The organism is Streptomyces sp. SKN60, from assembly GCF_026236535.1.
Lineage (GTDB): Bacteria > Actinomycetota > Actinomycetes > Streptomycetales > Streptomycetaceae > Streptomyces.
Genome location: NZ_JAHTMW010000002.1, coordinates 45,061 through 68,006 on the forward strand (window position 1 = coordinate 45,061; position 22,946 = coordinate 68,006).

General features: G+C 74.0%; 23 protein-coding genes. 10 read left to right on the plus strand and 13 right to left on the minus strand.

The genetic code is table 11. The features are described 5' to 3' along the window. Positions 1 to 91 precede the first annotated feature (91 nt). The 5 genes from KV205_RS03250 to KV205_RS03270 all read right to left on the minus strand — a co-directional run bounded on the left by KV205_RS03250 (position 92) and on the right by KV205_RS03270 (position 5,086). Entirely contained in the window at positions 92 to 946 is an 855-nt protein-coding gene (locus KV205_RS03250) for a GNAT family N-acetyltransferase (RefSeq protein ID WP_265861996.1), read from the minus strand. A 67-nt stretch (positions 947 to 1,013) separates the two neighbouring features. Beyond that, positions 1,014 to 2,372, minus strand: coding sequence for a bifunctional RNase H/acid phosphatase (locus KV205_RS03255; protein WP_265861997.1), 1,359 nt, complete (start codon positions 2,370 to 2,372; stop codon positions 1,014 to 1,016). Further along, the gene (locus tag KV205_RS03260) at positions 2,372 to 3,115 is read right to left on the minus strand and encodes a zinc ribbon domain-containing protein (protein ID WP_265862708.1); all 744 of its coding nucleotides are present in this window, start codon (positions 3,113 to 3,115) and stop codon (positions 2,372 to 2,374) included. The genes KV205_RS03255 and KV205_RS03260 overlap by 1 nt, the downstream gene beginning before the upstream one ends. Further along, a complete protein-coding gene (locus KV205_RS03265; protein ID WP_265861998.1) occupies positions 3,112 to 3,930 on the minus strand; it encodes a Nif3-like dinuclear metal center hexameric protein in 819 nt (272 codons plus the stop codon). The genes KV205_RS03260 and KV205_RS03265 overlap by 4 nt, the downstream gene beginning before the upstream one ends. A gap of 115 nt (positions 3,931 to 4,045) precedes the next feature. Beyond that, positions 4,046 to 5,086: an ABC transporter substrate-binding protein gene (locus KV205_RS03270; RefSeq protein ID WP_265862000.1), complete on the minus strand. Its 1,041-nt coding sequence runs from the start codon at positions 5,084 to 5,086 to the stop codon at positions 4,046 to 4,048. A 250-nt stretch (positions 5,087 to 5,336) separates the two neighbouring features. Here KV205_RS03270 and KV205_RS03275 point away from each other — a divergent pair, with 250 nt between their 5' ends. After that, positions 5,337 to 6,467, plus strand: a complete 1,131-nt coding sequence (locus KV205_RS03275) for a hypothetical protein (RefSeq protein ID WP_265862002.1) — start codon at positions 5,337 to 5,339, stop codon at positions 6,465 to 6,467. 63 nt (positions 6,468 to 6,530) lie between these two features. Next, positions 6,531 to 6,653 carry a hypothetical protein gene (locus tag KV205_RS03280; protein WP_265862004.1) on the plus strand — a complete coding sequence of 41 codons (123 nt, stop codon included), beginning with the start codon at positions 6,531 to 6,533 and terminating at the stop codon, positions 6,651 to 6,653. A gap of 86 nt (positions 6,654 to 6,739) precedes the next feature. Here KV205_RS03280 and KV205_RS03285 read toward each other — a convergent pair whose 3' ends face one another. Genes KV205_RS03285 through KV205_RS03295 form a run of 3 tightly spaced genes read right to left on the minus strand, consistent with a single transcriptional unit; the run spans position 6,740 to position 9,697 of the window. Then, positions 6,740 to 7,702 carry a 3-oxoacyl-ACP reductase gene (locus KV205_RS03285; RefSeq protein ID WP_265862006.1) on the minus strand — a complete coding sequence of 321 codons (963 nt, stop codon included), beginning with the start codon at positions 7,700 to 7,702 and terminating at the stop codon, positions 6,740 to 6,742. Between the two features lie 30 nt (positions 7,703 to 7,732). Then, entirely contained in the window at positions 7,733 to 8,818 is a 1,086-nt protein-coding gene (locus KV205_RS03290; RefSeq protein WP_265862007.1) for a Zn-dependent alcohol dehydrogenase, read from the minus strand. A gap of 21 nt (positions 8,819 to 8,839) precedes the next feature. Beyond that, a complete protein-coding gene (locus tag KV205_RS03295; protein ID WP_265862008.1) occupies positions 8,840 to 9,697 on the minus strand; it encodes a MaoC/PaaZ C-terminal domain-containing protein in 858 nt (285 codons plus the stop codon). Positions 9,698 to 9,979: 282 nt separating this feature from the next. On the opposite strand from KV205_RS03295, the gene KV205_RS03300 reads away from it, so the two are divergent. The 5 genes from KV205_RS03300 (at position 9,980) to KV205_RS03320 (ending at position 14,569) form a co-directional block, all read left to right on the plus strand. After that, positions 9,980 to 10,954, plus strand: coding sequence for an ABC transporter ATP-binding protein (locus KV205_RS03300; protein ID WP_265862009.1), 975 nt, complete (start codon positions 9,980 to 9,982; stop codon positions 10,952 to 10,954). Then, positions 10,951 to 11,673, plus strand: a complete 723-nt coding sequence (locus tag KV205_RS03305) for an ABC transporter permease (RefSeq protein WP_274710041.1) — start codon at positions 10,951 to 10,953, stop codon at positions 11,671 to 11,673. Before KV205_RS03300 ends, KV205_RS03305 begins: the two co-directional genes overlap by 4 nt. Positions 11,674 to 11,725: 52 nt before the next feature. Further along, positions 11,726 to 12,967: a sensor histidine kinase gene (locus tag KV205_RS03310; RefSeq protein WP_274710061.1), complete on the plus strand. Its 1,242-nt coding sequence runs from the start codon at positions 11,726 to 11,728 to the stop codon at positions 12,965 to 12,967. Between the two features lie 335 nt (positions 12,968 to 13,302). Beyond that, positions 13,303 to 13,704, plus strand: a complete 402-nt coding sequence (locus tag KV205_RS03315) for a tyrosinase family oxidase copper chaperone (protein ID WP_265862011.1) — start codon at positions 13,303 to 13,305, stop codon at positions 13,702 to 13,704. 28 nt (positions 13,705 to 13,732) lie between these two features. Beyond that, complete coding sequence (locus KV205_RS03320) at positions 13,733 to 14,569, plus strand: tyrosinase family protein (RefSeq protein WP_265862710.1); 837 nt, start codon at positions 13,733 to 13,735, stop codon at positions 14,567 to 14,569. Positions 14,570 to 14,576: 7 nt separating this feature from the next. Here KV205_RS03320 and KV205_RS03325 read toward each other — a convergent pair whose 3' ends face one another. After that, positions 14,577 to 14,906, minus strand: coding sequence for a hypothetical protein (locus KV205_RS03325; RefSeq protein WP_265862013.1), 330 nt, complete (start codon positions 14,904 to 14,906; stop codon positions 14,577 to 14,579). A 60-nt stretch (positions 14,907 to 14,966) separates the two neighbouring features. On the opposite strand from KV205_RS03325, the gene KV205_RS03330 reads away from it, so the two are divergent. Continuing rightward, positions 14,967 to 15,599, plus strand: a complete 633-nt coding sequence (locus KV205_RS03330) for a response regulator transcription factor (protein WP_265862712.1) — start codon at positions 14,967 to 14,969, stop codon at positions 15,597 to 15,599. A 12-nt stretch (positions 15,600 to 15,611) separates the two neighbouring features. Here the strand turns inward: KV205_RS03330 and KV205_RS03335 are convergent, their stop codons facing one another. Genes KV205_RS03335 through KV205_RS03345 form a run of 3 tightly spaced genes read right to left on the minus strand, consistent with a single transcriptional unit; the run spans position 15,612 to position 20,545 of the window. Then, positions 15,612 to 17,057, minus strand: a complete 1,446-nt coding sequence (locus tag KV205_RS03335; protein ID WP_374214611.1) for an MFS transporter — start codon at positions 17,055 to 17,057, stop codon at positions 15,612 to 15,614. A gap of 52 nt (positions 17,058 to 17,109) precedes the next feature. After that, positions 17,110 to 18,327 carry a lipid-transfer protein gene (locus KV205_RS03340; protein ID WP_265862017.1) on the minus strand — a complete coding sequence of 406 codons (1,218 nt, stop codon included), beginning with the start codon at positions 18,325 to 18,327 and terminating at the stop codon, positions 17,110 to 17,112. Positions 18,328 to 18,340: 13 nt separating this feature from the next. Further along, on the minus strand, positions 18,341 to 20,545 hold the full coding sequence (locus tag KV205_RS03345; protein ID WP_265862019.1) for an acyl-CoA dehydrogenase: 2,205 nt from the start codon (positions 20,543 to 20,545) through the stop codon (positions 18,341 to 18,343). Between the two features lie 192 nt (positions 20,546 to 20,737). Here KV205_RS03345 and KV205_RS03350 point away from each other — a divergent pair, with 192 nt between their 5' ends. Beyond that, positions 20,738 to 21,151, plus strand: a complete 414-nt coding sequence (locus KV205_RS03350; RefSeq protein WP_265862021.1) for a DUF4259 domain-containing protein — start codon at positions 20,738 to 20,740, stop codon at positions 21,149 to 21,151. Here KV205_RS03350 and KV205_RS03355 read toward each other — a convergent pair. Beyond that, positions 21,148 to 22,149 carry an alpha/beta hydrolase gene (locus KV205_RS03355; RefSeq protein ID WP_265862022.1) on the minus strand — a complete coding sequence of 334 codons (1,002 nt, stop codon included), beginning with the start codon at positions 22,147 to 22,149 and terminating at the stop codon, positions 21,148 to 21,150. The genes KV205_RS03350 and KV205_RS03355 overlap by 4 nt on opposite strands. Before the next feature lie 104 nt (positions 22,150 to 22,253). Here KV205_RS03355 and KV205_RS03360 point away from each other — a divergent pair, with 104 nt between their 5' ends. Beyond that, positions 22,254 to 22,883, plus strand: coding sequence for a class I SAM-dependent methyltransferase (locus KV205_RS03360; protein ID WP_265862023.1), 630 nt, complete (start codon positions 22,254 to 22,256; stop codon positions 22,881 to 22,883). The last annotated feature ends 63 nt before the right edge of the window (positions 22,884 to 22,946 follow it).

The following is a 22,946-nucleotide window of genomic DNA, read 5'->3' on the forward strand; positions in this document are numbered from 1 at the left end:
CACGGGGGCTGGGGGCGGACCGGTGGGGGGATCTGTCCGTTGCCCATGGTCGGCGCCGGGCCGCCCGTAACCGCGCATTGACGCCCCGGTGCTAGTCGGTGTTCTCGGTCTCCTCGTGGAAGGCCACCCGGGTGTGGTCGGCGATCGGCCGGTAACCGAGGCGCTGGTAGAGGGCGTTGCTGGTCGGGTTCGCGCGGTCGGTGAAGAGCAGCACCTGTGCGGCACCGGCCGCGCGGGCGGCCCGGCCGGCCTCGGTGGTCACGGCGCCGGCGTAGCCCCGGGCGCGGTGGGCGGGCGGGGTGTAGACGAGCGAGACGCGGGCCTGGCCGGCGGCGGGCCGCGAGAAGCTCGCCATCGCGACGGGCCGGCCGTCCGTCTCCCAGAACCGGAGCCGGCCCTCCCGGACCATCGCCTCGGCGTGCGCGGAGTAGTCGGCGCCGGGGTCCTCCCCGACGTCCCCGGCGTACGCGCTCATCCACTCCAGGAGCAGCGGTACGTCTCCGGGCCCGGCGCTCCGGGCGGCGCCGGGCGGTACGGGCCGGGGCGCGGTCAGCTCGCCGAGCCGGAACAGGCGCAGCCGCATCGAGGTGCGGGCCGCCCGCCCGGTGGCGGCGGCGAAGGGCGCGGCGAACGCGTCGACGGTCGCGGCCTCGCCGCGCGCCTCCCGCACGGTACGGGGCAGCCCGGCCTCGGGCAGCGCGGTCGCGAGCGCGCGGGCGGCGGCGTCCGGCATCACGCCGAGCAGCAGCGTCCCGGGCCCGTCCACGAGCAGGCAGGCCCCGCTCACCGCCCCGTCCGCCTCCGCCTGGGCCGTCCACCAGCAGCGGGTGGTGCCGGGGGCGTCGAGCAGGGTGAGGAGCCCGGTGTTGCGCTCCGGTTCGGCGGCCACGAAGTCCCGGGCGGCGTCCGGGAAGGCGGCCGGGTCGGTGGTGAAGTGCCAGCTCATGCCGCGATGTTGGTACGGCGCGGGGCGCGGGTCCAGCGCTTTTGCGGCCGGGCGCTGCGGACAGGACCTAGCGGAGGTGGGAGGTGTCGTTGAGCAGCCGCACCGAGGCGTTGCCGTCCGCGTAGTACGCCACCGCCGACAGCGAGGCGGCGGACAGCTCCATCCGGAACAGCGACTCCGGCGGGGCGCCGAGGGCGAGCCGTACCAGGGTCTTGATGGGGGTGACATGGGTGACGAGCAGCACCGTGCGGCCCGCGTGCGCGGCGGCAAGCCGGTCCCGGGTGACGGCGACCCTGCGGGCCACCGTCGCGAAGCTCTCGCCGCCGCCGGTCGGGGCGGCCTTCGGCGAGGCGAGCCACGCGTCCAGGTCGTCCTTGTACCGCTCGCGCACCTCCGCGAACGTCAGCCCCTCCCACGCGCCGAAGTCGGTCTCCCGCAGCCCCTGCTCGATCCGCACGTCCAGACCGAGCCGCGCGGCCACGGCCTGCGCGGTCTGCCGGCAGCGGGTCAGCGGCGAACTGACGATCTCCTGGATCGTCCCCCGCGCGGCCAGCGCCGCCGCGACGGCCTCCGCCTGCCGTACCCCGGCCGCCGACAGCTCCGGATCCGACCCCCCGCTCCCCGAGAACCGCTTCTCGGGCGTCAACGCCGTCTCCCCGTGCCGCAACAACACGAACGTCGCCGGCGCCCCCATGTCGGGCCCGGACCAGCCGGAGGCGGGGGCGGTGGGGGCGGGGGTGGTCGGGGCGGGGTGTCCCGCCTCCGCCTCGAAGTCGCCGCTCGTGGCCGCCTCCCGGTCGGCCTCCGCCGCCGCCGAGAGGGACGCGCGGGCCTGGGCGGCGAGGGTCTCGTCGGGGGCGAACAGGCCCTCGGGCTCCGGCTCGGGGCGGGTGCTCGCGAGGGCGGCGCGGGCACGGGCCGCGCCGGCCGTCGCGTCGCCCGCGGCGGCGCGGGCCGCGGCGAGGTCGGCGGTCGGGGCGAGGGCCGCGGTGGTGGCGGAGGGGGACCACTGCTCGCCGCGCCGACCGGCGTCCATCGCCTCGTTGGCGAGCCGGTCCGCGTGCTTGTTGCGCTCGCGCGGGATCCACTCGTAGCGCACGCGGCCGGCCGGGAAGACCCGGGCGGCCTCGGCGGCGAGCGGCTTCATGTCGGGGTGCTTGATCTTCCAGCGGCCGGACATCTGCTCGACGACCAGCTTGGAGTCCATGCGGACGTGGACCGTGGCGTCGGGGAAGAGCTCCAGGGCGGCCCGCAGGCCGGCCACCAGGCCCTTGTACTCGGCCACGTTGTTCGTGGCGACGCCGATGAACTCGGCGCGCTCGGCCAGGGTCTCGCCCGTGGCCGGGTCGAGGACCACCGCGCCGTAGCCGGCGGGGCCCGGGTTGCCCCGGGAGCCGCCGTCGGCCTCGACCACGAGCTCGCGCATTACAGGCCGGACTCCGACGTGCGGACCAGGATCCGGCGGCAGTTCTCGCACCGCACGACCGCGTCGGCGGCGGCGGCCCGCACCTCGTTGAGCTCGGTGATGTTGAGCTCGATGTGGCAGCCCTCGCACTTGCGCTGGTAGAGCCGGGCCGCGCCGACGCCGCCCTGCTGCTCGCGCAGCTTCTCGTACAGCTTCAGGAGGTCGGCCGGGACGGTGCCGGCGACGAGCTCGCGCTCCTTGGTGACGGAGGCGGCCTCGTCGTCGAGCCCGGCCTGGGCGGTGTCGCGGCGGGCGGTGGCGTCGTCGACCTTGGCCTGGACGGCGGCGACCCGGCCGGTCAGTTCGGCGACCCGCTCCTGGGCGGACTCGCGGCGCTCCATGACCTCCAGGACGATCTCCTCCAGGTCGCCCTGGCGCTTGGCGAGCGAGGTGATCTCACGCTGGAGGTTCTCCAGGTCCTTCGGGGAGGACACGGCGCCGGAGTCGAGGCGCTGCTGGTCGCGGGCGGCGCGCTGGCGCACCTGGTCGACGTCCTGCTCCGCCTTGGTCTGCTCGCGGGCGCAGTCGCTCTCCTCGGTCTGCGCGGCGACGAGCAGGTCGCGCAGCTGGGTGAGGTCCTTGTTCAGCGACTCGATCTCGGCGTGCTCCGGCAGCGACTTGCGCTTGTGCGCGATCTGCTGGAGGCGCACGTCCAGCGCCTGGACGTCGAGAAGTCGGATCTGGTCGGCGGGCGCGGCGTTCAGTTGGGGGCTCCAGGAGAGGTGTGGTGGGCGGACCAGGGGTCGGTGACCGTCGTCGAGACATGGACCCGCAGGTCCCAGCCGTGGCGGTCGGAGATCGTGTCGAGCTGCGCGGCGGCCTGCTCGCACCAGGGCCATTCGGTGGCCCAGTGGGCGGCGTCGACGAGCCCGAGGGGAGAGTGCTGGGTGGCCTCGGAGGCCGGGTGGTGGCGCAGGTCGGCGGTGAGGAAGGCGTCCACCCCGGCGGCGCGGACGGCGCCGAAGAGGCTGTCGCCGGAGCCGCCGCTGACGGCGACCCGGCGCACCGGCATCTCGGGGTCGCCGGCCACCCGGATGCCCTGCGCGGTCGAGGGCAGCCGCTTGGCGGCGCGCGCGGCGAACTCGGCCAGCGTCTCGGGCTGGTCCAGCTCGCAGATCCGGCCGAGACCGGTCTCGGGGACGAGGGGGCCGGTGACCCGCAGGTCGAGGGCGCCGGCGAGGGCGTCGGAGACGCCGGGCTCGGCGGTGTCGGCGTTGGTGTGCGCCACGTGCAGGGCGATGTCGTGCTTGATCAGGGTGTGCACGACCCGGCCCTTGAAGTGGCCGGCCGCCACCGTCGTCGTCCCGCGCAGATAGAGCGGGTGGTGGGTGACGATCAGGTCGGCGCCGAGGCGGATCGCCTCCTCGGCGATCTCCTGGACGGGGTCGACCGCGAACAGGACGCGGGTGACCTGGGCGTCGGGGTCGCCGCAGACCGTGCCGACGGCGTCCCACGACTCGGCCCGCTCTGGCGGCCAGAGGGCGTCGAGCTCGGCGATGACTTCAGACAGACGGGGCACGAGGGAAAGGCTACCTGCCCCTCGTGCCCCGCCGTTCTTGCCTGTGGACAACCCGGGGCCGGCCCCTGCCCCTGTGGACAACCCCGGCCGGCCCCGCCCCCGGGTCCGTCCGGTGCTACTTCTTCACGAGGTCGGCGCGCAGGTCGTCGAGCACGCTGTTCGCCGCCGTCACGCCGAGGCCCAGGTACCAGGTCTCGTCCGGCACGTCCTTGGCCTGGCCGGCCTTGACCGCCTTGAGGTTCTTCCAGAGCGGGTTGGCCTGGGCGGTGTCGCGCTTGGTGGCCTTGGCGTCGCCGTACACGCCGGTGAAGATCCAGTCGCCGTCGGCCTGGTCGATCTTCTCCGGGCTGACCTCGACGGCGAGGTCGTTGACCTGCTGGTTCGCGGGGCGCGGCAGGCCGGCGTCCTGAAGGATGGTGCCGATGAAGGAGGCCTTCGCGTAGAGGCGGATCTTGCCGGGGAGGTAGCGGACCATGGAGATGGTCGGCTTGTTCGGGCCGATGTCCGTGCCGAGCTGCTTCGCCTTGGTCTCGTAGGCGGCGAGCTTCGCCTTCGCCTCGGCGGTCCGGTCGAGCGCGGCGGCGTTGAGGAGGTAGTTCTCCTTCCAGGTGAAGCCCGGGCGGATGGAGAACACGGTCGGGGCGATCTTCGACAGCTCGTCGTACTTGTCGGCGGCGCGCAGCTGGCTGCCGAGGATCAGATCGGGTTCGAGGTTGGCGATGGCCTCGAGGTTGAGGTTGTTGATGGTGCCGACGTTCTTGGGCTCGCCGGCATCCTTCTTCAGATACGTGGGGATGCCATCGTCCCCCTCGGACGGAGCAAAGCCGACCGGCTTGATGCCGAGGGAGACGACGTTGTCGAGCTCGCCGACGTCGAGGACGACGACCCGCTTGGGGGCGGACTTGATCTCCGTCCTGCCGAGCGCGTGGGTGAGGGTGCGCGGGAACTGGCCGGGCTCGGCGTCGGTGCCCAGGGCGGCGGTCTTCGCGGCGGCGTCGCCGAAGTCCTTGCCGCCGACGGCGACGTCCTTCTTCTTGCCGCCCTCGTCCTTCTTGGCGCCGTCCGAGCTGCCGTCGCCTCCTCCGCAGGCCGCGAGAGCGAGCGCGGCGGCGAGGCTGAGTGCGGCGGCTGCGGTGCCGCGGCGGCGAAGGGACATGCGGGGTCTCCTGTACGCGTACGGGGTGGACGGCGCCGCCGCGGAAGTACGGCAGCCGGCGACCCGTCAGCGGACGGATCGCTTCCACTTAGGGTCGCCTTACCTTACCCATCCCTGGCCCCGCCAGCACAACCCGCCCCCGCCGCTCGGCGGAATCCCCGGACCGCCACCCATTGGGGTGAAGAGAGGTGACTCGTGTTGTTCGGCTGGAAGTGCGAAAACTAGCTTCGTAGCCGGAGGTGACGAGCCGATGACAGCCTGTGCCATCGAAGCCCCCGCCGAAGACGGTGACGCGGTGTGGCCCACGGGATTCACGATCACCGCGAACGGCGCCTACGCGGCGCGGCTCGCCGGTTCGGGCGAGGCGCTGTTCGTGGAGCGCTGGACCCTGGACGGCCCCGAGCCCTACGCCGTACCGCTGCCGCTCGCCCAACCGGAGGAGCCCGGCGCGCTGCTGCTGCCGCTGGCGGACGGGCGGGTCCTGATCGGGCGCGCCGTGGACGGCCTTCGCCACACGTTCTCGCTGCTCTACCCGACCGGACCGGACACCGGCGAGCTCCTGCTCGGCTCGGTCGAGGCCCCCGCCCCCGGCGCCCTGACGCTGCTGCCGCCCTCGCCGGACGGCATCTGCGCCTACGCGATGTGCGTCGGCCCGGACTCCACCACGCTGTGGCTGGTCGCGGGCGGGGCCTTCGGCCCCGAGCGGGTCGCCGAGATCAAGGGCCGGTGCTCCGGCGGGGTGTGGCTGGACCGCACCGGCCGGATACTGGCCCTCGACCGGCAGCTCGACGACGGCCCGGTCAAGGCCGTCGCGATCGACCTGGAGCGCGGTGGCGAGGCCACGCCACTCCTCCAGATCACCGAGGACAGCCACGACCGGCTGCTGCTCGCCGATCCCGACAGCGGACTGCTCCTCATCCGCTCCGACGCGCCCTCCCCCGGCCACGAGCGCCTCGGCTGGGGCGTCCTCGGCAGCCTGCTGCCGGTGCGCTTCCCCGAGTGCCTGCGGCTCGACGACGCGGCGGTGACCCCGTTCGCCGTCCAGCCGGGGCAGGTGCTGATGCCGGAGAGCTGCGGGGTCGCGCTGCGGATCGACGCGGCGGCCGGCAGCTGGGTCGGCCTGTGGCGGCCCTCCTCGCGCCGGATGCACCAACTCGCCGCGCCCTTCGGCTGGCTGGCAGGTACGGGCCTGTGGACGCCCTCCGGCGTGCTCCGCCTCCCGTACGCGACGCCCGCCGCGCCCTGCGGCCTCGCCGACCTGGAGGAGCCGGCCGAGCCGGAACCGGAGCCGGTGGCCCCGGCGGCCGCCCCGGAGCCCAAGGTGTGCCGCCCCGTACCGCTCCAGGAAGCGCCGCTGACGGACCGTAAACAAGCGGGCTGAACAGGCTGATTAGACTCTCCGAGCCGCATCAGCAAGAGCGACGTTTACGGGGTGAGTTCCACCATGAGCGACACGGACCCGCAGGACCACGGCAACTCGGGCAAGCACCGTGGACCGGCCGCACCGGCGGAGGACTCCTCGTCCTCCCCGCACGGCCGCCACCGGCGCGAACCCGAGTCGCAGTGAGCGAAGTGCAGTGAACGAACGGTGAGTAGGTGAAGGGCCCCCGGACGACGCGTCCGGGGGCCCTTCGTCTTCCCCCCTCGCGCGGCTCAGCCCTTCTTCAGGCCGAGCACCTCCGCCGCGGCGAAGGTCTCCCCAGCCGGGCGCGCCGCGTAGTGCGGGGTGAGCAGCCCGTCCAGTTCCTCGTACGTGAAGACGTCCTTGGCGGTGTCGAACTTGGCGGCCACCCTGGGCCGGTCCACGATCGCCACCATGCCGCCGTGGACGACGAGCAGCTGGCCGTTGACGCCGGCCGCCGCCGGGGAGGCGAGGTAGCCGACGAGCGGCGCCACGTGCTCCGGCGACAGCGGGTCGAGCTCGTCCTCGGCGGTCGGCTCGGCGCCCCTCTTGATTGTCGGAATGGCGGCGAACACGTCCTCGGTCATCCGGGTCCGGGCGCGCGGGCAGATGGCGTTGGCGGTGACCCCGTACTTGGCGAGGGCGAGCGCCGTGGAGGTGGTCAGACCGACGATGCCGCCCTTGGCCGCCGCGTAGTTGGGCTGGCCGGCCGAACCGGCGAGGAAGGCCTCGGAGGAGGTGTTGACGATCCGCCCGTAGACCCCGCTCTCGCCCGCCTTGGCCCGGCCGCGCCAGTGCACGGCGGCGAAGTGGGTGGTGTTGAAGTGGCCCTTGAGGTGGACCCGGACCACCGAGTCCCACTCCGCCTCGCTCATCGAGAAGATCATCCGGTCGCGCAGGATGCCCGCGTTGTTGACCAGGATGTCCAGCTTGCCGAACTCGGCCACGGCCAGGTCGACCAGACCGCGCGCGGTCTCGAAGTCGGCGACGTCGCCGACGTGGGCGACGGCCCGGCCGCCCGCCGCGCGGATCTCGGCCGCGACCTCCTCGGCGGGCGCCGCGGAGGCCTCGCCGGAACCGTCGCGCCCGGGCTGCCCGTAGTCGTTGACGACCACGGCCGCGCCGAGCCGGGCCAGTTCCAGGGCCTCGGCCCGGCCGAGGCCGCGGCCGGCGCCGGTGACGATCGCGCTCAGCCCCTCAAGAGGCAGTGACATGGGTCGGAGTCCTCTCTCAGCTCTCGATGCTCAGATCTCGATGCAGGTACGGAGCGCCGCACCCGTCCGCATCTGCTCCAGGGCCTCGTTGACGCCCGCCAGCGGCACCCGGTGGGTGATCAGGGACGCCAGGTCGATGCGGCCGGCCCGCCAGAGCGCGATGGCCCGTTCGTACGAGCGGAGCACGTCCCCGCCCCCGTACATCGACGGCAGGATCCGCTTCTCGTCGAAGAACAGCTCGAACATGTTGAGCTGCAGGAAGTCGTCGAGGGCGCCCGCGCCGACCACGCAGAGCGTGCCGCCGCGCCGGGTGGTCTCGTACGCCGTGCGCGCGGTGACGGACTTGCCGACGACCTCGAAGACGTAGTCGAAGCCCTCGCCGCCGGTGATCCGCTGCTTGGCGTCGGCGAGCGCGTCGGGGGCGACGGCCTCGGTGGCGCCGAAGCGGAGCGCGGCCTCGCGGCGCGACTCGACCGGGTCGACGGCGACGATCTGCGCGGCGCCCTGCAGCTTGGCTCCCTGGATGGCGGAGATGCCGACGCCGCCGCAGCCGATCACGGCGACCGACGAACCGGCCTCCACCTTCGCGGTGTTGATGGCTGCGCCGAGGCCGGTGGTCACACCGCAGCCGATGAGCGCGGCGATGTCGAAGGGCACGTCGTCCGGGATCGGGACGGCGCAGCCGGCGTCGACCACGACCTCCTCGGCGAAGGTGCCGGTGCCGGCGAAGCCGAAGACGTCGGCGGAACCTCCGCCGGTGCGCTTGAAGTTGGGGGTGCCGGCGTTCATGAAGCCGGCCAGACAGAGCTGGGTCTGACCACGCTTGCAGGCGGGACAGACACCGCAGGCGGGCAGCCAGCACAGCAGCACCCGCTGCCCGACGGTGAGGCCGGTGACGCCGTCGCCGACGTCGAGGATCTCGCCGGCGCCCTCATGCCCCGGGACGAAGGGCGCGGGCTGGGGCAGGACGCCGCTCATGGCGGACACGTCGGAGTGGCACAGGCCGGTGGCCCGGATCCGGATCCGCACCTTGCCGGGGCCGAAGCCCACCGCCTCGACGTCGTCGAGGACTTCGAGTTTGTCCTGGCCGATCTCGTGCAGTACAGCTGCGCGCATGGTGCGGCTCCAATCAGGCGATCAGGAGTGTTCGACGACGGTGTCGGCGAGGACCGGGGCGTCGTCGCGTTCGGCGGCGGTGACCGTGAGCTGGACGGTGTGCTCGTCCGTGCGCCACATGCGGATCCGCAGCGTCTCGCCGGGGAAGACGACGCCGGCGAAGCGGGTGCGATAGCCGCGGACCCGCGTGACGTCACCGTCGAGGAGGGTGTCGACGACCGCCTTGAGGGTCATGCCGTACGAGCACAGGCCGTGCAGGATCGGCCGGTCGAAGCCCGCGAGCTTGGCGAACTCGGGGTCGGCGTGGAGCGGGTTCCAGTCGCCGGAGAGCCGGTAGAGCAGGGCCTGTTCCTCGCGGATCGGGCGCTCGGCGGTGGCGTCGGGGGCGCGCTCGGGGACCTCCAGGCGTTCGGAGGGCCCGCGGTCGCCGCCCCAGCCGCCCTCGCCGCGTACGAAGATCTGGGCGTCGCTGGTCCACAGCGGCCCGTCGGCGTCGGCGGCCTCGGAGCGCAGCACCAGGACGGCGGCCTTGCCCTTGTCGTGGACGGCGGCGACCCGGGAGGTGGAGACGGCCCGGCCGTTGACCGGCAGGGGCCGGTGCAGGGTGATGGACTGGCCGCCGTGCAGCACGGCGGCGAGGTCGATGTCGATGCCGGGTGCGGAGAGGCCGCCGACGACGCCCATGCCGGCGCCCGCCACGGTGGCGAAGCTGGGCAGGACGTGCAGCCGGGATTCGAGGGTGTAGCGCAGCTCGTCGGGGTCGGTCGCGGGGACGCCCGCGCCCAGGCCGAGGTGGTAGAGCTGGACGTCCTTGTGGTCCCAGGCGATCTCCGCGCTGCGGGGCTCGGCGGCGACGGCCTTGGCGGCGTCAATGGGCATCGCGTTGCTGCTCCTTGTGGCACATGTGGCAGGTGGAGACCTCGGCGCGGCCGTCCGCACCGTCGACCGCACCGAGGCCGTGCGGGGCCGTTCGCGGACGCCAGGTAGAACGCGTTCTAGAACGGTGATCCCCATGTATAGCCGAGGGGTTGGACGTTGGGAACCCTTCTGACGCCATGTCAGATAGCGTGACGGGTGCGGGCCACCCGGGACATTTGTCACGGCCAGGTCCGTACGCCTGAGCCTGCCGGGCCCCGGCCCCCGCTCCGTAACGTCGTGGTCATGACGACAACAACGGGGACCAGCACAGGAACCGAGTCCGGGACCGGCGACACGGCGGCGGTCGCCTTCACCGCGGTCACCAAGACCTTCGGCGCGGTCCGCGCCGTCGACGGCATCGACCTCGGCATCCGCCGTGGCGAGACGGTCGCGCTGCTCGGCCGCAACGGCGCCGGCAAGTCCACCACCATCAACCTGCTCCTCGGTCTCGACGAGCCCGAAAGCGGCCGGGTCCGCCTCTTCGGCGAGGCGCCCGCCCGCGCCGTCCAGGCCGGCCGGATCGGCGCGATGCTGCAGGACGCCCGCCCGGTCTCCCGGGTCACCGTCCGCGAGCTGGTCGAGTTCGTCGCCCGCACCTACCCGCGGCCGATGCCCGTGACCGAGGCCCTCGCCCTCGCCGGGCTCACCGACCTCGCCGGCCGCCGGGTGGACCGGCTGTCCGGCGGCCAGGCCCAGCGGGTGCGGTTCGCGGTCGCGCTGGCGGGAAACCCCGAGCTGATCGTGCTCGACGAGCCGACGGCGGCGCTCGACGTCGAGGCCCGCGAGGCCTTCTGGGACTCGATGCGCGGCTACGCCCGGCGCGGCAACACGGTCCTCTTCTCCACCCACTACCTGGAGGAGGCCGACGCCAACGCCGACCGGATCGTGGTCGTCGACTCCGGGCGGGTGCTCGCCGACGGCTCCGCCGAGCAGCTGAAGCGGGCCGCGGGCGGCACCACGGTCTCCTTCGACCTGGCGGGCCGGCCCACCGCGGGTCTGACCGCGCTGCCCGGTGTCACCTCCATCGAGATCCGCGGCGACCGCGCGCTGCTGCGCAGCGCGGACCCGGACGCCACGGTCCGCGCGCTCGCCGCGCAGGACCTGGTCAGGGGCCTGCGGGTCGCCCCGGTCTCCCTCAACGAGGCCTTCCTGAACCTGACCCGTACGGCCCCCGGCGCCCCCGCCCGTACCGCCGACTCCCTGGAGATGTCCCGATGATCACCGCGTACGTCCGCCTCGAAGTCCGCCGCACCCTGCGCGACGCCGGTTTCGCGATCTCGTCGATCGGCGTGCCGGTCCTGATGTACCTCCTCTTCACCAACCTCGGCGGGCAGAACGACGCCGGGATCAAGACCGGCATGATGGTCGGCATGGCGGCATACGGCGCACTGGGCGCCGCCCTGTCCATCGGCGGCGGCGTCGCCGAGGACAAGACCGCCGGCTGGCTGCGGCAGCTGCGGATCACCCCGATGACCCCGCGCCAGGTGGTCACCGGCCGGGCCCTGACCGGCACGGTCGTGGTCCTGCCGGCCATCACGGCGGTGCTGCTCGCGGGAGGCCTCGTCAACGGCGTACGGATGGCGGCCTGGCAGTGGGCGGTGACGGCGCTCGTGCTGTGGGCGGGTTCGCTGCCCTTCACGCTGCTCGGCCTCGGCAACGGCTACCGGCTCACCGCGCAGACGACCGGCGTCATGAACGTGGCCTGCAACATGGGCCTCGCGGTGGTCGGCGGCCTGTGGTTCCCGATCGACCTGTTCCCGCACTGGCTGGCGCAGATCTCCGCGTTCACGCCCACCAACCGCTTCTCGGAGCTGGGCGTGGCGGTGACGGAGGGCACGATGCCCGGGCTCGCGGCGATCCTGATCCTGGCGGCATGGGCGGCGCTCTTCGGCACGTACGCGGCGGTCTCGTACCGTCGTTCCGCACGCATGGTGTGACGCCGTGCCGAGCGCGGCCGAAGAAGAGCACGGGGACGGGGACGGGGACGAGATGAGCGGCGCGAACGGCAAGGGCAGCGGCAGTACGGGCGGCGGCTTCCGGGACCTGCGCAGGCGACGTGCGGAGAGCGCGCGGGGCGGCCGGCCGGCCGGGCTGAGCCTGCTGCCGTGGCTGCTGATGGGCCTGGGCGCGCTGTCCCACCTCATCTCGGGCGAGGCCGCCAACCCCTGGGTCGGCGGCCTCGGCCTGCTCGCCTTCAACTCCCTCTACATCGCCGTCGTGATGCGCGCCTTCGTCCCGGGCGGCCGCGAGACCCCGCTGACCTGGGGACTGCTCGCGGCCCTCACGGCGCTGACGTTCGGGCTCGCCGCCGGTTACGGGCGGGAGTGGCTGCTCCTCTTCCCGCTCCTGGGGCTCGCGGTCGGGGCGGTGGTGCGGCGCGGGCGGACGCAACGCCTGACGGTGTTCCCGCTGGTCGCGGCGGTCGGGGCGGTGACGCTCTGGCGGGACGGCTGGGACTCGCTCGGGATCGTGTACGGCACGTTCATCTCGATCATGGTGACGGCGACGATCCTCGCCCTGAACGAGACCGTGCAGGAGCTGCGCGAGACCCGCGAGGAACTGGCCCGCACGGCGGTCGAGAAGGAGCGGCTGCGCTTCTCGCGCGATCTGCACGACCTGCTCGGCCACACCCTGTCCGTCATCGTCGTGAAGTCGGAGGCGGCCCGGCGGCTCGGGCCGCGCGACCTGGACGCGGCGCTCGCGCAGGTCGCGGACATCGAGACGGTGGGCCGGCAGGCGCTCACCGAGATCCGGGAGGCGGTGACCGGCTACCGCGAGGCCTCCCTCTCGGCCGAACTCGACCGCGCCCGCGACGTCCTGGCCTCGGCCGGCATCGAGCCGGTGGTCCGCCAGTCCGGCCCGCCCCTTGAGCCGCAGACGGAGGCGCTGCTCAGCTGGGTGGTGCGCGAGTCGGCGACCAACGTCGTCCGGCACTCCGGCGCCGGCCGCTGCGAGATCGAGGTCGGCGGCGGCCCGGAACGGGTCCGCCTGACGGTCTCGGACGACGGCCGCGGCGCCGACTGTACGGATGCGGATACGGGTACGGGTACGGGTACGGGTACGGGTGCGCCGGGCAGTGGCCTGCGGGGCCTCCGGGAGCGGGTCGCGGCGGCGGGCGGCACGCTGACCTCGGGCCCGGGCCCGCGCGGCGGGTTCCGGCTGGAGGCGGAGCTGCCGGTGGAGCCGGCGGGAGAGCCTTCTGGCGCGTCCGGCTTCGGGGCGAACTGCTGACGTCGGGACCCGCCCCGGCCGCCGTCCCGGCTGCCGGATCCGGTCAGTTTCCGCTGGTGGGCCCGGCCACACGCACAGCCCCGCGCCGAAAGATCATCCGGGTGAAGTGCCCCTTCCCGGCGGAGGGTTTCGTTCCGCGGCCGCCGGGCCCGTCTCGTACCGCAAGATCAACTCTGTTCAAGTCTGCACTTTTCGCGGGAGGTTGTCCGTATCGAGCCCAACCGGCCGGCGCCGATTTCCGCCCCGCCGAAGCCCCCGAGTACCGATGGGAAGCACCGGGGGGCATATGACCAACCGACCAACCCCCGGCGCACCACGCACGAGGGGGTTTCTCCATGTCATCCAGCATCACCCGCCGCAAGGTCCTCGGCGTCGCCGCGGGCGCCGCCGGCGCGGCCGCGGGCCTCGCCCTGGCCGGCCCGGCCGCAGCGGCGGCCGCCCCGGCCCGGACCGCCGCACCCGGCTCCGCCGACTTCGACGAGGTCTACCTGGGCCGCCACATCAAGGGCGGCCCGTCGGCCCACGGCGGACACCACGGGGGTCACGAAGGCCACGGGGGCGGCTACACCGTCACGATCGACGGCGCGGAACTGCACGTCATGCGGAACGCGGACGGCACCTGGATCAGCGTCATCACGCACTACGACCCGGTCGCCACGCCCAGAGCCGCCGCCCGCGCGGCCGTGCGCGAGTTGCAGGGCGCGCCGCTCGTCCCGCTGACCCTGCCCGTCGCCTGACCGCCCCGGAGTCGATCGCATCATGACCGTGCACATACGCAAGAACCAGGCCACGCTCACCGCCGACGAGAAGCGCCGCTTCGTCGCCGCGCTGCTCGAACTGAAGCGCACCGGCCGCTACGACGCCTTCGTCACCACCCACAACGCCTTCATCATGGGCGACACGGACGGCGGCGACCGGGTCGGGCACCGCTCGCCGTCCTTCCTGCCCTGGCACCGGCGCTTCCTGCTCGAGTTCGAGGCGGCGCTGCGGTCGGTGGACCCGACCGTCGCGCTCCCCTACTGGGACTGGACGGCCGACCGCACCTCCCGCTCCTCCCTCTGGGCCCCCGACTTCCTCGGCGGCACCGGCCGCGCCCGCGACGGGCAGGTCGTGGACGGGCCGTTCGCGCGCTCGGGCGACCGCTGGCCGATCACCGTCCGCGTGGACGGGCGCGACTACCTCCGCCGTGACCTGGGCGCGAGCGGCCGCCCGCTGCCGACGCGCGCCGAGGTGGACTCGGTGCTCGCGATGGAGACGTACGACACGGCGCCGTGGAACAGCGCCTCGGACGGCTTCCGCAACCACCTGGAGGGCTGGCGCGGGGTGAACCTCCACAACCGCGTCCATGTGTGGGTCGGCGGCCAGATGGCGACCGGCGTCTCCCCCAACGACCCGGTGTTCTGGCTGCACCACGCCTTCGTCGACAAGCTGTGGGCCGACTGGCAGGCCCGCCACCCCGCGTCGCCCTACCTCCCGGCGGCCGGCACCGCGAACGTCGTCGACCTCCACGACACGATGCGCCCGTGGAACGACGTCACGCCGGCCGACATGCTGGACCACACCCGCCACTACACCTTCGACACGGCGGCGACGGCCGCCTAGCCGGCGGCTAAGGGGTGCTCTGCTCGGTCGTCTGACCGCCGATCTCGGCGACCGAGCTGTTCCCGCTCACGGTGCCCGACACGTGATCGCCCCCGCCGCCACTTGCGCCGCTTCCGCCGCCGATCCCCAGCATCCCGACGAGCCCGCCGGCGGGCCTTGCGGCCCCGTCGGCAGCGGCGGCCTGCGCGGCACCGCTCACCGTCATCCCGAGCACGGCCCCCGCGAGCACGACGGCGGCGGCGATCCCGTTCCCGGCCTTGGTCCTGGTCTTGGTCCTGGTCCTGGTCTTGGTCCTGGTCTTGGTCCTGGTCTTGGTCCTGGTCCTGGTCTTGTTCATGCCCGTCCAACGACGAGCCCCCGCGCACCGATGCGGCCTACGCTGTCCCCTGTGAACGAGATGCCCCGGGACCACCGGCCCGCCAAGTCCGTACGCGTGCTCCTCGCCGAGGACCAGGGCATGATGCGCGGCGCGCTCGCGCTGCTGCTCGGGATGGAGCCGGATCTGGAGGTCGTCGCGCAGGTCGGGCGCGGGGACGAGATCGTGGGCACGGCGCTGACGGCGCGGCCGGACGTGGCGCTGCTCGACATCGAGCTGCCGGGGATGTCGGGCCTCGACGCTGCGGCGGAGCTGCGCGACGAGGTCCCGAACTGCCGGGTGCTGATCCTGACGACCTTCGGGCGGCCGGGCTATCTGCGCCGTGCGATGGAGGCGGGCGCGGCCGGGTTCCTGGTCAAGGACGGGCCGGTGGAGGACCTGGCCGAGGCGATCCGCAAGGCGCTGCGCGGCGAGACGGTCATCGACCCGGGGCTCGCGGCCGCCGCCCTCAGCGCCGGCCCCAACCCGCTGACCGCCCGCGAGCGCGACGCGCTCGGCGCGTCCGTGGACGGTGCGACGATCGCCGACATCGCGGCGAAGCTCCACCTCTCCGAGTCGACGGTCCGCAACTACCTCTCCTCGGCCATCGGCAAGACGGGCACCCGCAACCGCATGGAGGCGGTACGGGAAGCCCGCCAGCAGGGCTGGCTGTAGCCCGGAGCCGGCCTAGCCCTTCACCGTGTCTTTCTCCCCCGGCAGCCACACCGCCATCACCACCGCCGTCGCCACCAGCACGCACGCGGCGACGCGGAAGGCCGCCGCGTAACCGGCCGTCAGGGCCTCGGGGGTGGTCGCGCCGAAGGTGACGGAGGCGGCGACGGTGGAGAGGGTGGCGAGGCCGAGGGCGCCGCCCATGGTGCGGGAGGTGTTGATGAGGCCGGAGGCGAGGCCGGCGTCGGCGGTGGGGACGCGGGTGGTGGCGAGGACGGCGAGCGGGGTGGAGCCGAGGCCGATGCCGAACATCATCAGGATTCCGGGCAGCAGGATCGCCGTCAGATAGTGGCCGTCGGCGGTCATCGTGGACTGCCAGCCGAAGCCGCCCGCCGCGACGAGCACGCCGAGGACGGCGACCGGGCGGGCGCCGAGCCGGGGCAGCAGACGTGGGGCCAGCTTGGAGCCGATGATGACGCTGGCCGAACTGGGGATCAGCGCGAGACCCGCCTCCAGGGGCTCGTACCCGAGGACGTTCTGGGCGTAGAGCGTCATGAAGAACCACATGCCGAAGGAGGTCGAACCGCACAGCAGCATCGTCACGTTGGCCGCCGACACCGCCCGCGTACGGAAGATCCGCAGCGGCATCAGCGGCTGCGCGGCCCGCGACTCGACGAGCACGAACACCGCGAGCAGCAGCGCCCCGGCGAGCAGCGGAAGCACGGTCGCGGCGGACGTCCAGCCCGCCTCCTCGGTCTGCACGATGCCGTACGCGAGGGTGGCCATGCCCGCCGTGACGAGGACGGCGCCCGGCAGGTCGAGGCGCCGCCCGCCGTCGACCCGGCTCTCGCTGAGCCAGCGGAAGGCGCCGGCGAGGACGAGCACGCCGATGGGCACGTTGATGAGCAGCACCCAGCGCCAGGACAGCAGGTCGACGAGGGCCCCGCCGACGAAGCCGCCCGCGGCGCCGCCGGCCGCGCCGACCGCCGTCCAGGTGCCGACCGCCCGGGTGCGGGCGGGCCCGGCCGGGACGGCCGCGGTGACCAGGGTGAGCGTCGCCGGGGCGAGGGCCGCCGCGCCGAGGCCCTGCACGGCACGGGCCGCGAGCAGCTGCCAGCCCTCCTGGGCGAGGCCGCCGGCGACCGAGGCCAGGGTGAAGAGGGAGAGGCCGACGACGAACATCCGCTTGCGCCCGAAGAGATCCGCCGCCCGCCCGCCGAGCAGCATGAAGCCGGCGAACGTGATCGAGTACACGTTGACGACCCACTGCAGCCCTGGCGCCGTCAGCCCCAGCGCCTCCCGCATCGAGGGCAGCGCCACGTTCACCACGGACACGTCGAGCACGACGAGGAACGCGCCGGCGCAGGCGACGAGCACCACCAGCCAGAGCCGGGTCGGGGCGGTTATCGGAGGGGCGGAGGCGCTCGGGGACGCGGTCTCGGTTCGCGGCATGCCTGTCATGGTCGCACCCCCGCCCCGCCCCGTACACGCCGATTATGTGCGCGCTGCTCGGCTACGGCCTCCGCAGCATCGTCACCACCGCCGCGCCGCCCAGCCCGATGTTGTGCGCGAGGCCGACCCGGGCCCCGGCGACCTGGCGCGGGCCCGCCTCGGCGCGGAGTTGCCAGACGAGTTCGGCGGCCTGGGCGAGGCCGGTGGCGCCGAGGGGGTGGCCCTTGGAGATGAGGCCGCCGGAGGGGTTGACCACCCAGCGGCCGCCGTAGGTGGTGGCGCCGGACTCGGCGAGCTTGCCGGAGGCGCCCTCCTCGCACATGCCGAGCGCCTCGTAGGTGAGGAGTTCGTTGATCGAGAAGCAGTCGTGCAGCTCGATCACGTCCACGTCCTCGATGCCGAGCCCGGAGGTCTCGTACACCTGCCGGGCCGCCGCCCGCGACATGGGGCGGCCGACGACGTCGATGCAGGAGCCGGAGGCGAAGGACTCGTCGGTGTCTGTCGTCATCGCCTGGCCGGCGATCTCGACGGCCCGGTCGCGCAGCCCGTGGGTGTCGACGAAGCGCTCGGAGACGACGACGGCGGCGGCCGAGCCGTCGGAGGTGGGCGAGCACTGGAGCTTGGTGAGCGGGCGGTGGATGGTCTTGGCGGCGAGGATCTCGTCGACCGTGTAGACGTCCTGGAACTGGGCGTTGGGGTTGCGGGAGGAGTGCTGGTGGTTCTTGGCGGCGACGGCGGCGAGCTGGACCTCGGTCGTGCCGTACCGCTCCATGTGCTCGCGGGCCGCGTTGCCGAAGATCTGGGCGGTCGGCGGGGTCATCTCGAAGCCGTGTCCGGCGGCCATGATCCCGTAGTGCCGGGCGACGGGGGACGTCTTGCCCCCGACGTCAGCGGCTCCGCCGCGGGCTCCCCCGTCGGACCCTCCCCCGAGCGCGCCGCGCGCCATCTTCTCGAAGCCGAGCGCGAGCACGCAGTCCGCGATCCCGCCCTCCACGAACTGCCGGGCCATCATCAAGGCGGTCGAGGCGGTGGCGCAGTTGTTGTTGACGTTGTAGACGGGCACGCCGGTGAGGCCGAGTTCGTAGGCGGCGCGCTGTCCGGCGGTCGAGGCCTGGAAGCAGTAGCCGACCGGGACCTGTTCGACGAGGCCGTACGGGATGCCGGCGTCGGCCAGGGCGGCGGTGCCGGCCTCCTTCGCCATGTCCCAGTACTGCCAGTCGCGGGTCTCCGGCTTCTCGAACCTCGTCATGCCCACACCGACGATGTACGCCTTGCCCATTTCCGATTCCCCCTCAGTCCTTCGGGAGGCCGAGCAGCCGCTCGGCGACGACATTGAGCTGTACCTGCGTGGTGCCGCCCGCGATCGTGAGGCAGCGGGACATCAGCACTCCGTGCACGGCCCGCTCGCCCGCGCCCTCGGCCACCGCGCCCGCCGGGCCGAGGAGTTCGAGGGCGAGTTCGGCGGTCTTCTGCTGGTGGACGGTCTGGACGAGCTTGCGGACGCTGGCGCCGGGGCCGGGTTCGAGCCCGGACACCTGGCGCAGGGTGGTGCGCAGGCCGATGCAGGCGAGGGCGTGCGCCTCGGCGACGAGGGCGCCGACCCGGACCCGTGTCGAGGTGTCGGCCGTGTCGCCGCCGGCGGCGGCGATCAGCGCCTCCAGGCCGGTGTCGAAGGCGACCTGGTCGGCCATGTGGACGCGTTCGTTGCCGAGGGTGTTGCGGGCGACCCGCCAGCCGTCGTTCACCGCTCCGACGACGGCGTCGGCGGGGAGCACGGCGTCGTCGAACCACACCTCGTTGAAGAGGGATTCCCCGGTGAGCTCCTTCAGCGGGCGCACGTCGATGCCGGGGGTGTTCTTCATGTCGACGACGAAGTAGGTGAGTCCGCGGTGCTTGGGCGCGTCGGGGTCGGTGCGGGCGAGGAGGATGCCGTAGTCGGCGGTGTGGGCCGAACTCGTCCACACCTTCTGCCCGTTGATCCGCCAGGTGCCGTCGTCCCGCCGCTCGGCGCGGGTGCGCAGCGAGGCCAGGTCGGAGCCGGCCTCGGGTTCGGAGAAGAGCTGGCACCACTGCTGTTCGCCGCGCAGGGTGGGCGGCAGATGCCGTTCCTTCTGCTCGGGGGTGCCGTACGCGAGGAGGGAGGGGATCACCCAGGTGGCGATGGACAGCGGGCTGAGCCGGATGCCGGCCGCCGCCATCTCCCGTTGTACGGCGAGCTGTTGGACCGGGCCCGCGCCGAGGCCGTACGGCTCCGGGAGGTGCGGCGCGGTGTAGCCGGTGGCGGCGAGGGCCTTGCGGGCGGCGTGCGGGTCGAGTCCGGCGGCGGACGCGAGGGCCGCGCGGGCGGCCTTACGGAACTCCTCGGCCTCGGCGGGGAGTTCGAGCCGCAGTTCGCGCCGGGTGCCGGCGGCGGCGCGGCCGACGGCGGCGAGCCGGTGGGTGTCGCCGCCGCCGAGGAGCTGGCGGGCGACGAGGGCGCGGCGCAGCAGCAGGTGGGCGTCGTGCTCCCAGGTGAAGCCGATGCCGCCGAGGATCTGGATGCAGTCCTTGGCCACGGTGTACGCGGCGTCGAGCGCGGTCGCGGCGGCGAGGGCGGCGGTCAGGGACCGTACGGCGTCGGGCGCGCCGGTCGGCCGCCCGCCGGGCTCCTCGCGTGCGGCGCGGGCGGCGTCCCAGGTGAGGGCGCGGGCCTGTTCGAGGCGGACGAGCATGTCGGCGCAGAGGTGCTTGACGCCCTGGAAGCGGCCGATGGGGTGCCCGAACTGGACGCGGGTGCGGGCGTGTTCGGCGGCGGTGTCGAGGGCGCGGGCGGCGGTGCCGCAGGCGTCGGCGGCGAAGAGCACGGCGGCGAGGTCGCGGACGGCCGCGGAGGTGAGGCCGAGGACGCGGCCGGCCGGCACGAGGACGCCGTCGGCGCGCACCTCGGCGGTCGGCCGGGTGGGGTCGGCGGAGGCCTGGGGGCGTACGGCGAGGGTGCCGGCGTCGACGGCGAGCCACACCGTCCCGTGCACGGCCCGCGCGGGCAGGAGCACCAGGTCGGCGCAGGCGGCGCCGAGGACGGGCGGGGCGAGGCCGTCGAGGACGAGGCCGTCGGCGGTGTGCGAGGGCGCGGCGGTGAGGGTTCCGGCGGAGAGCGCGACGGCGGCGGTCCGCTCGCCGGCGGCGACGGAGGCCGCCTCCTCGCCGCGGCCGGCCCGGTGCAGCAGCTCGGCGGCGAGGACGCTCGGGAGGTACGGCCCGGGCAGCACCACCCGCGCGGCCTCCTCCAGGACCACGGCCAGGTCCACGAGGTCGCCGCCCCCGCCGCCGTACTCCTCGGGCAGGTGCGCCCCGAGCAGCCCCTGCGCGGCGACGCCGGCCCAGAAGGCGGGGCGGGCGGTGGCGAGTTCGGGGAGGTCGAGGTGCTTGCGGATCTGCTCCGGCGGTACGGCGCGGGTGAGCCAGCCGCGGACGGATCGGGCGAGCTCCCGCTGTTCGTGCGTGATGGCGATGCCCATGCCGCGCAGACTAGAACACGTTTCAATCTGACGGAAGGTCAGCCACGAAGTCGGGCCCGGCAGGGTGCTCGTGGCGCCCTCCCGTAGGATCCGACGCCCGCCTCTTTCGGCGGCGTTGTCAGTGGCGGGTGCCACGATGCGGAGCAGCGGCCGCACCGGCCGTCCGGACCGACCTCGGAAAGCAGACACGCCATGGGCACCTGGGACATCGGACCCTTCGACAACGACACCGCCGCGGACTTCTCGTACACGGTGGACGAGGCGCCGGAGGAGCAGCGGGCCGGGGTGCTCCTGACCGCGTTCCACGAGGTGACCGGCGTCGGCGACGAGTACCTGGACGCCGACCAGGCGGTGGAGGCCGTCGCCGCCGCGGCCCTGGTCGCCGCCCAGTGTCCGGGCGGCGACCCGGTGACGACCTCGTACGCCCCGAAGCAGCCGATACCGCCGCTCCCGGCCGCGCTCCGCCCCGCCGCCGTGGAGGCGCTCGACCGGATCCTCACCGAGCCGTCCGAACTCCTTGAACTGTGGGAGGAGTCGGACGGCGCGGAGTGGAAGGCGGGGGTGCTGCGGCTGCGCGCGGTCCTTGCGGCGGCGGACGCCGCCTAGCCGGCGCCCAGGAGGCGGCGCAGCCAGTCGGTCCGGGCGGCGCGGGCGGTACGGGTGAGGGCGGCGTGGCGGGCGAGGCCGTCGAAACCGTGGCAGGCGCCGGGCCAGACGTGCAGCTCGGCCTGGCTCCCGGCCCGCCAGAGCCCGTTCGCGTAGGCCACGCCCTCGTCCCGGAACATCTCCGCCGAGCCGACCTCGACGTACGCCGGGGGCAGCCCCGTCAGGTCCGTGGCGCGGGCCGGTGCCGCGTACGGGGGCGGGTCCGGCGCTCCGTACAGAGCGCCCAGATGAGCCTGCCAGGCCGTCGTGTGCGAGGTGAGGTCCCAGACGTCGACGCCCGACATCTGGTGGGCGGAGTACGTGTCCATGCGGTCGTCCAGCATCGGCGACAGCAGCATCTGCCCGAGGACGGACGGCCCGCCCCGGTCCCGGTTCAGCAGCGCGAGGGCCGCCGCCAGGCCGCCGCCCGCGCTCTTGCCGCCGATGACGAACCGGCCGGGGTCCACGCCCAGTTCCGCCGCGTGCCCGGCCGCCCACACCAGCCCCGCGTACGCGTCCTCCACGGCCGCCGGATACGGCGCCTCCGGCGCGAGCCGGTACTCCACCGAGAGCACCGCGAGGCCGAGCGGCTCGGCCCACTCCCGCAGCACCGTCGGCAGGACGGACCAGGCGTTGCCCATCACCATGGCCCCGCCGTGCAGGTAGTACAGCAGCGGCAGCGGCCCGCCGAGCCCGGCCGGCCGCGCGCTCACCAGGGTCACCCCGGGCGTCCGCAGCTCCGCCACCTCGAAGCGACCGCCGTCCCGCAGCTCCTCGGCCGTCAGCCGCGGCCGGGACGCCGCGTCCCGCGCCTGCCGCTCGGCCAGATTCGCGGCGGTCATCGGCTCCCGCCGCCCCGCGCCCAGGGCCTCGACGGCGGCGCGCACCTCCGGGTCGAAGGGCGTCGGCGGCCGTCCTCCCAGCGCTCCCCGCGCTCCACGCGCTCCCCGCGTCACCATCCTGCGATCGTATCCACGGGCGGAGGGGAGGACGGTGTGGTCCGGGTGAGACGCGTAGGGCACGATGGGCGCCCGTACGTCCGTACTCGTCAGTAGGAGCCAGCATGTCCGAGCCGACCCCCGAGATCCTCGCCGCCTTCGAGGCCGCGAAGGGCTTCATGCCGGTGAAGGAAGGGCTCGCCCTGTACGCGGCGGCGGCGGAGGCGGCGAAGCTCGGGCTGCCGCTCCTTGAGGTCGGCACGTACTGCGGGCGCTCGACGATCCTGCTCGCGGACGTGGCGCGGGCGGCCGGGACGGTCGCCGTCACCGTGGACCACCACCGCGGCAGCGAGGAGCAGCAGCCGGGCTGGGAGTACCACGACCCGACCGTGGTGGACCCCGAGGTGGGCGTGATGGACACCCTGCCGACCTTCCGGCGCACCCTGCGCAAGGCCGGACTCGAAGAGCATGTGATCGCGGTCGTCGGGCGTTCGCCGCAGGTCGCGGCGGTGTGGGGCGGGCAGCTCGGCTTCGTGTTCATCGACGGCGGGCACACCGACGAGCACGCCTCGGGCGACTACGAGGGCTGGGCGCCCAAGGTCGCGCCCGGCGGCGTCCTGGTGATCCACGACGTCTTCCCGAACCCGGAGGACGGCGGCCAGGCCCCGTACCGCATCTATCTGCGCGCCCTGGAGTCCGGCGACTTCGAGGAGATCTCGGTCACGGACTCGCTCCGGGTGCTGCGCCGCCGCTGACCGCGACCGAGGACGCGAGAAGGGCCCGGACGCTCGGCGTCCGGGCCCTTCTCTCATCTCCGC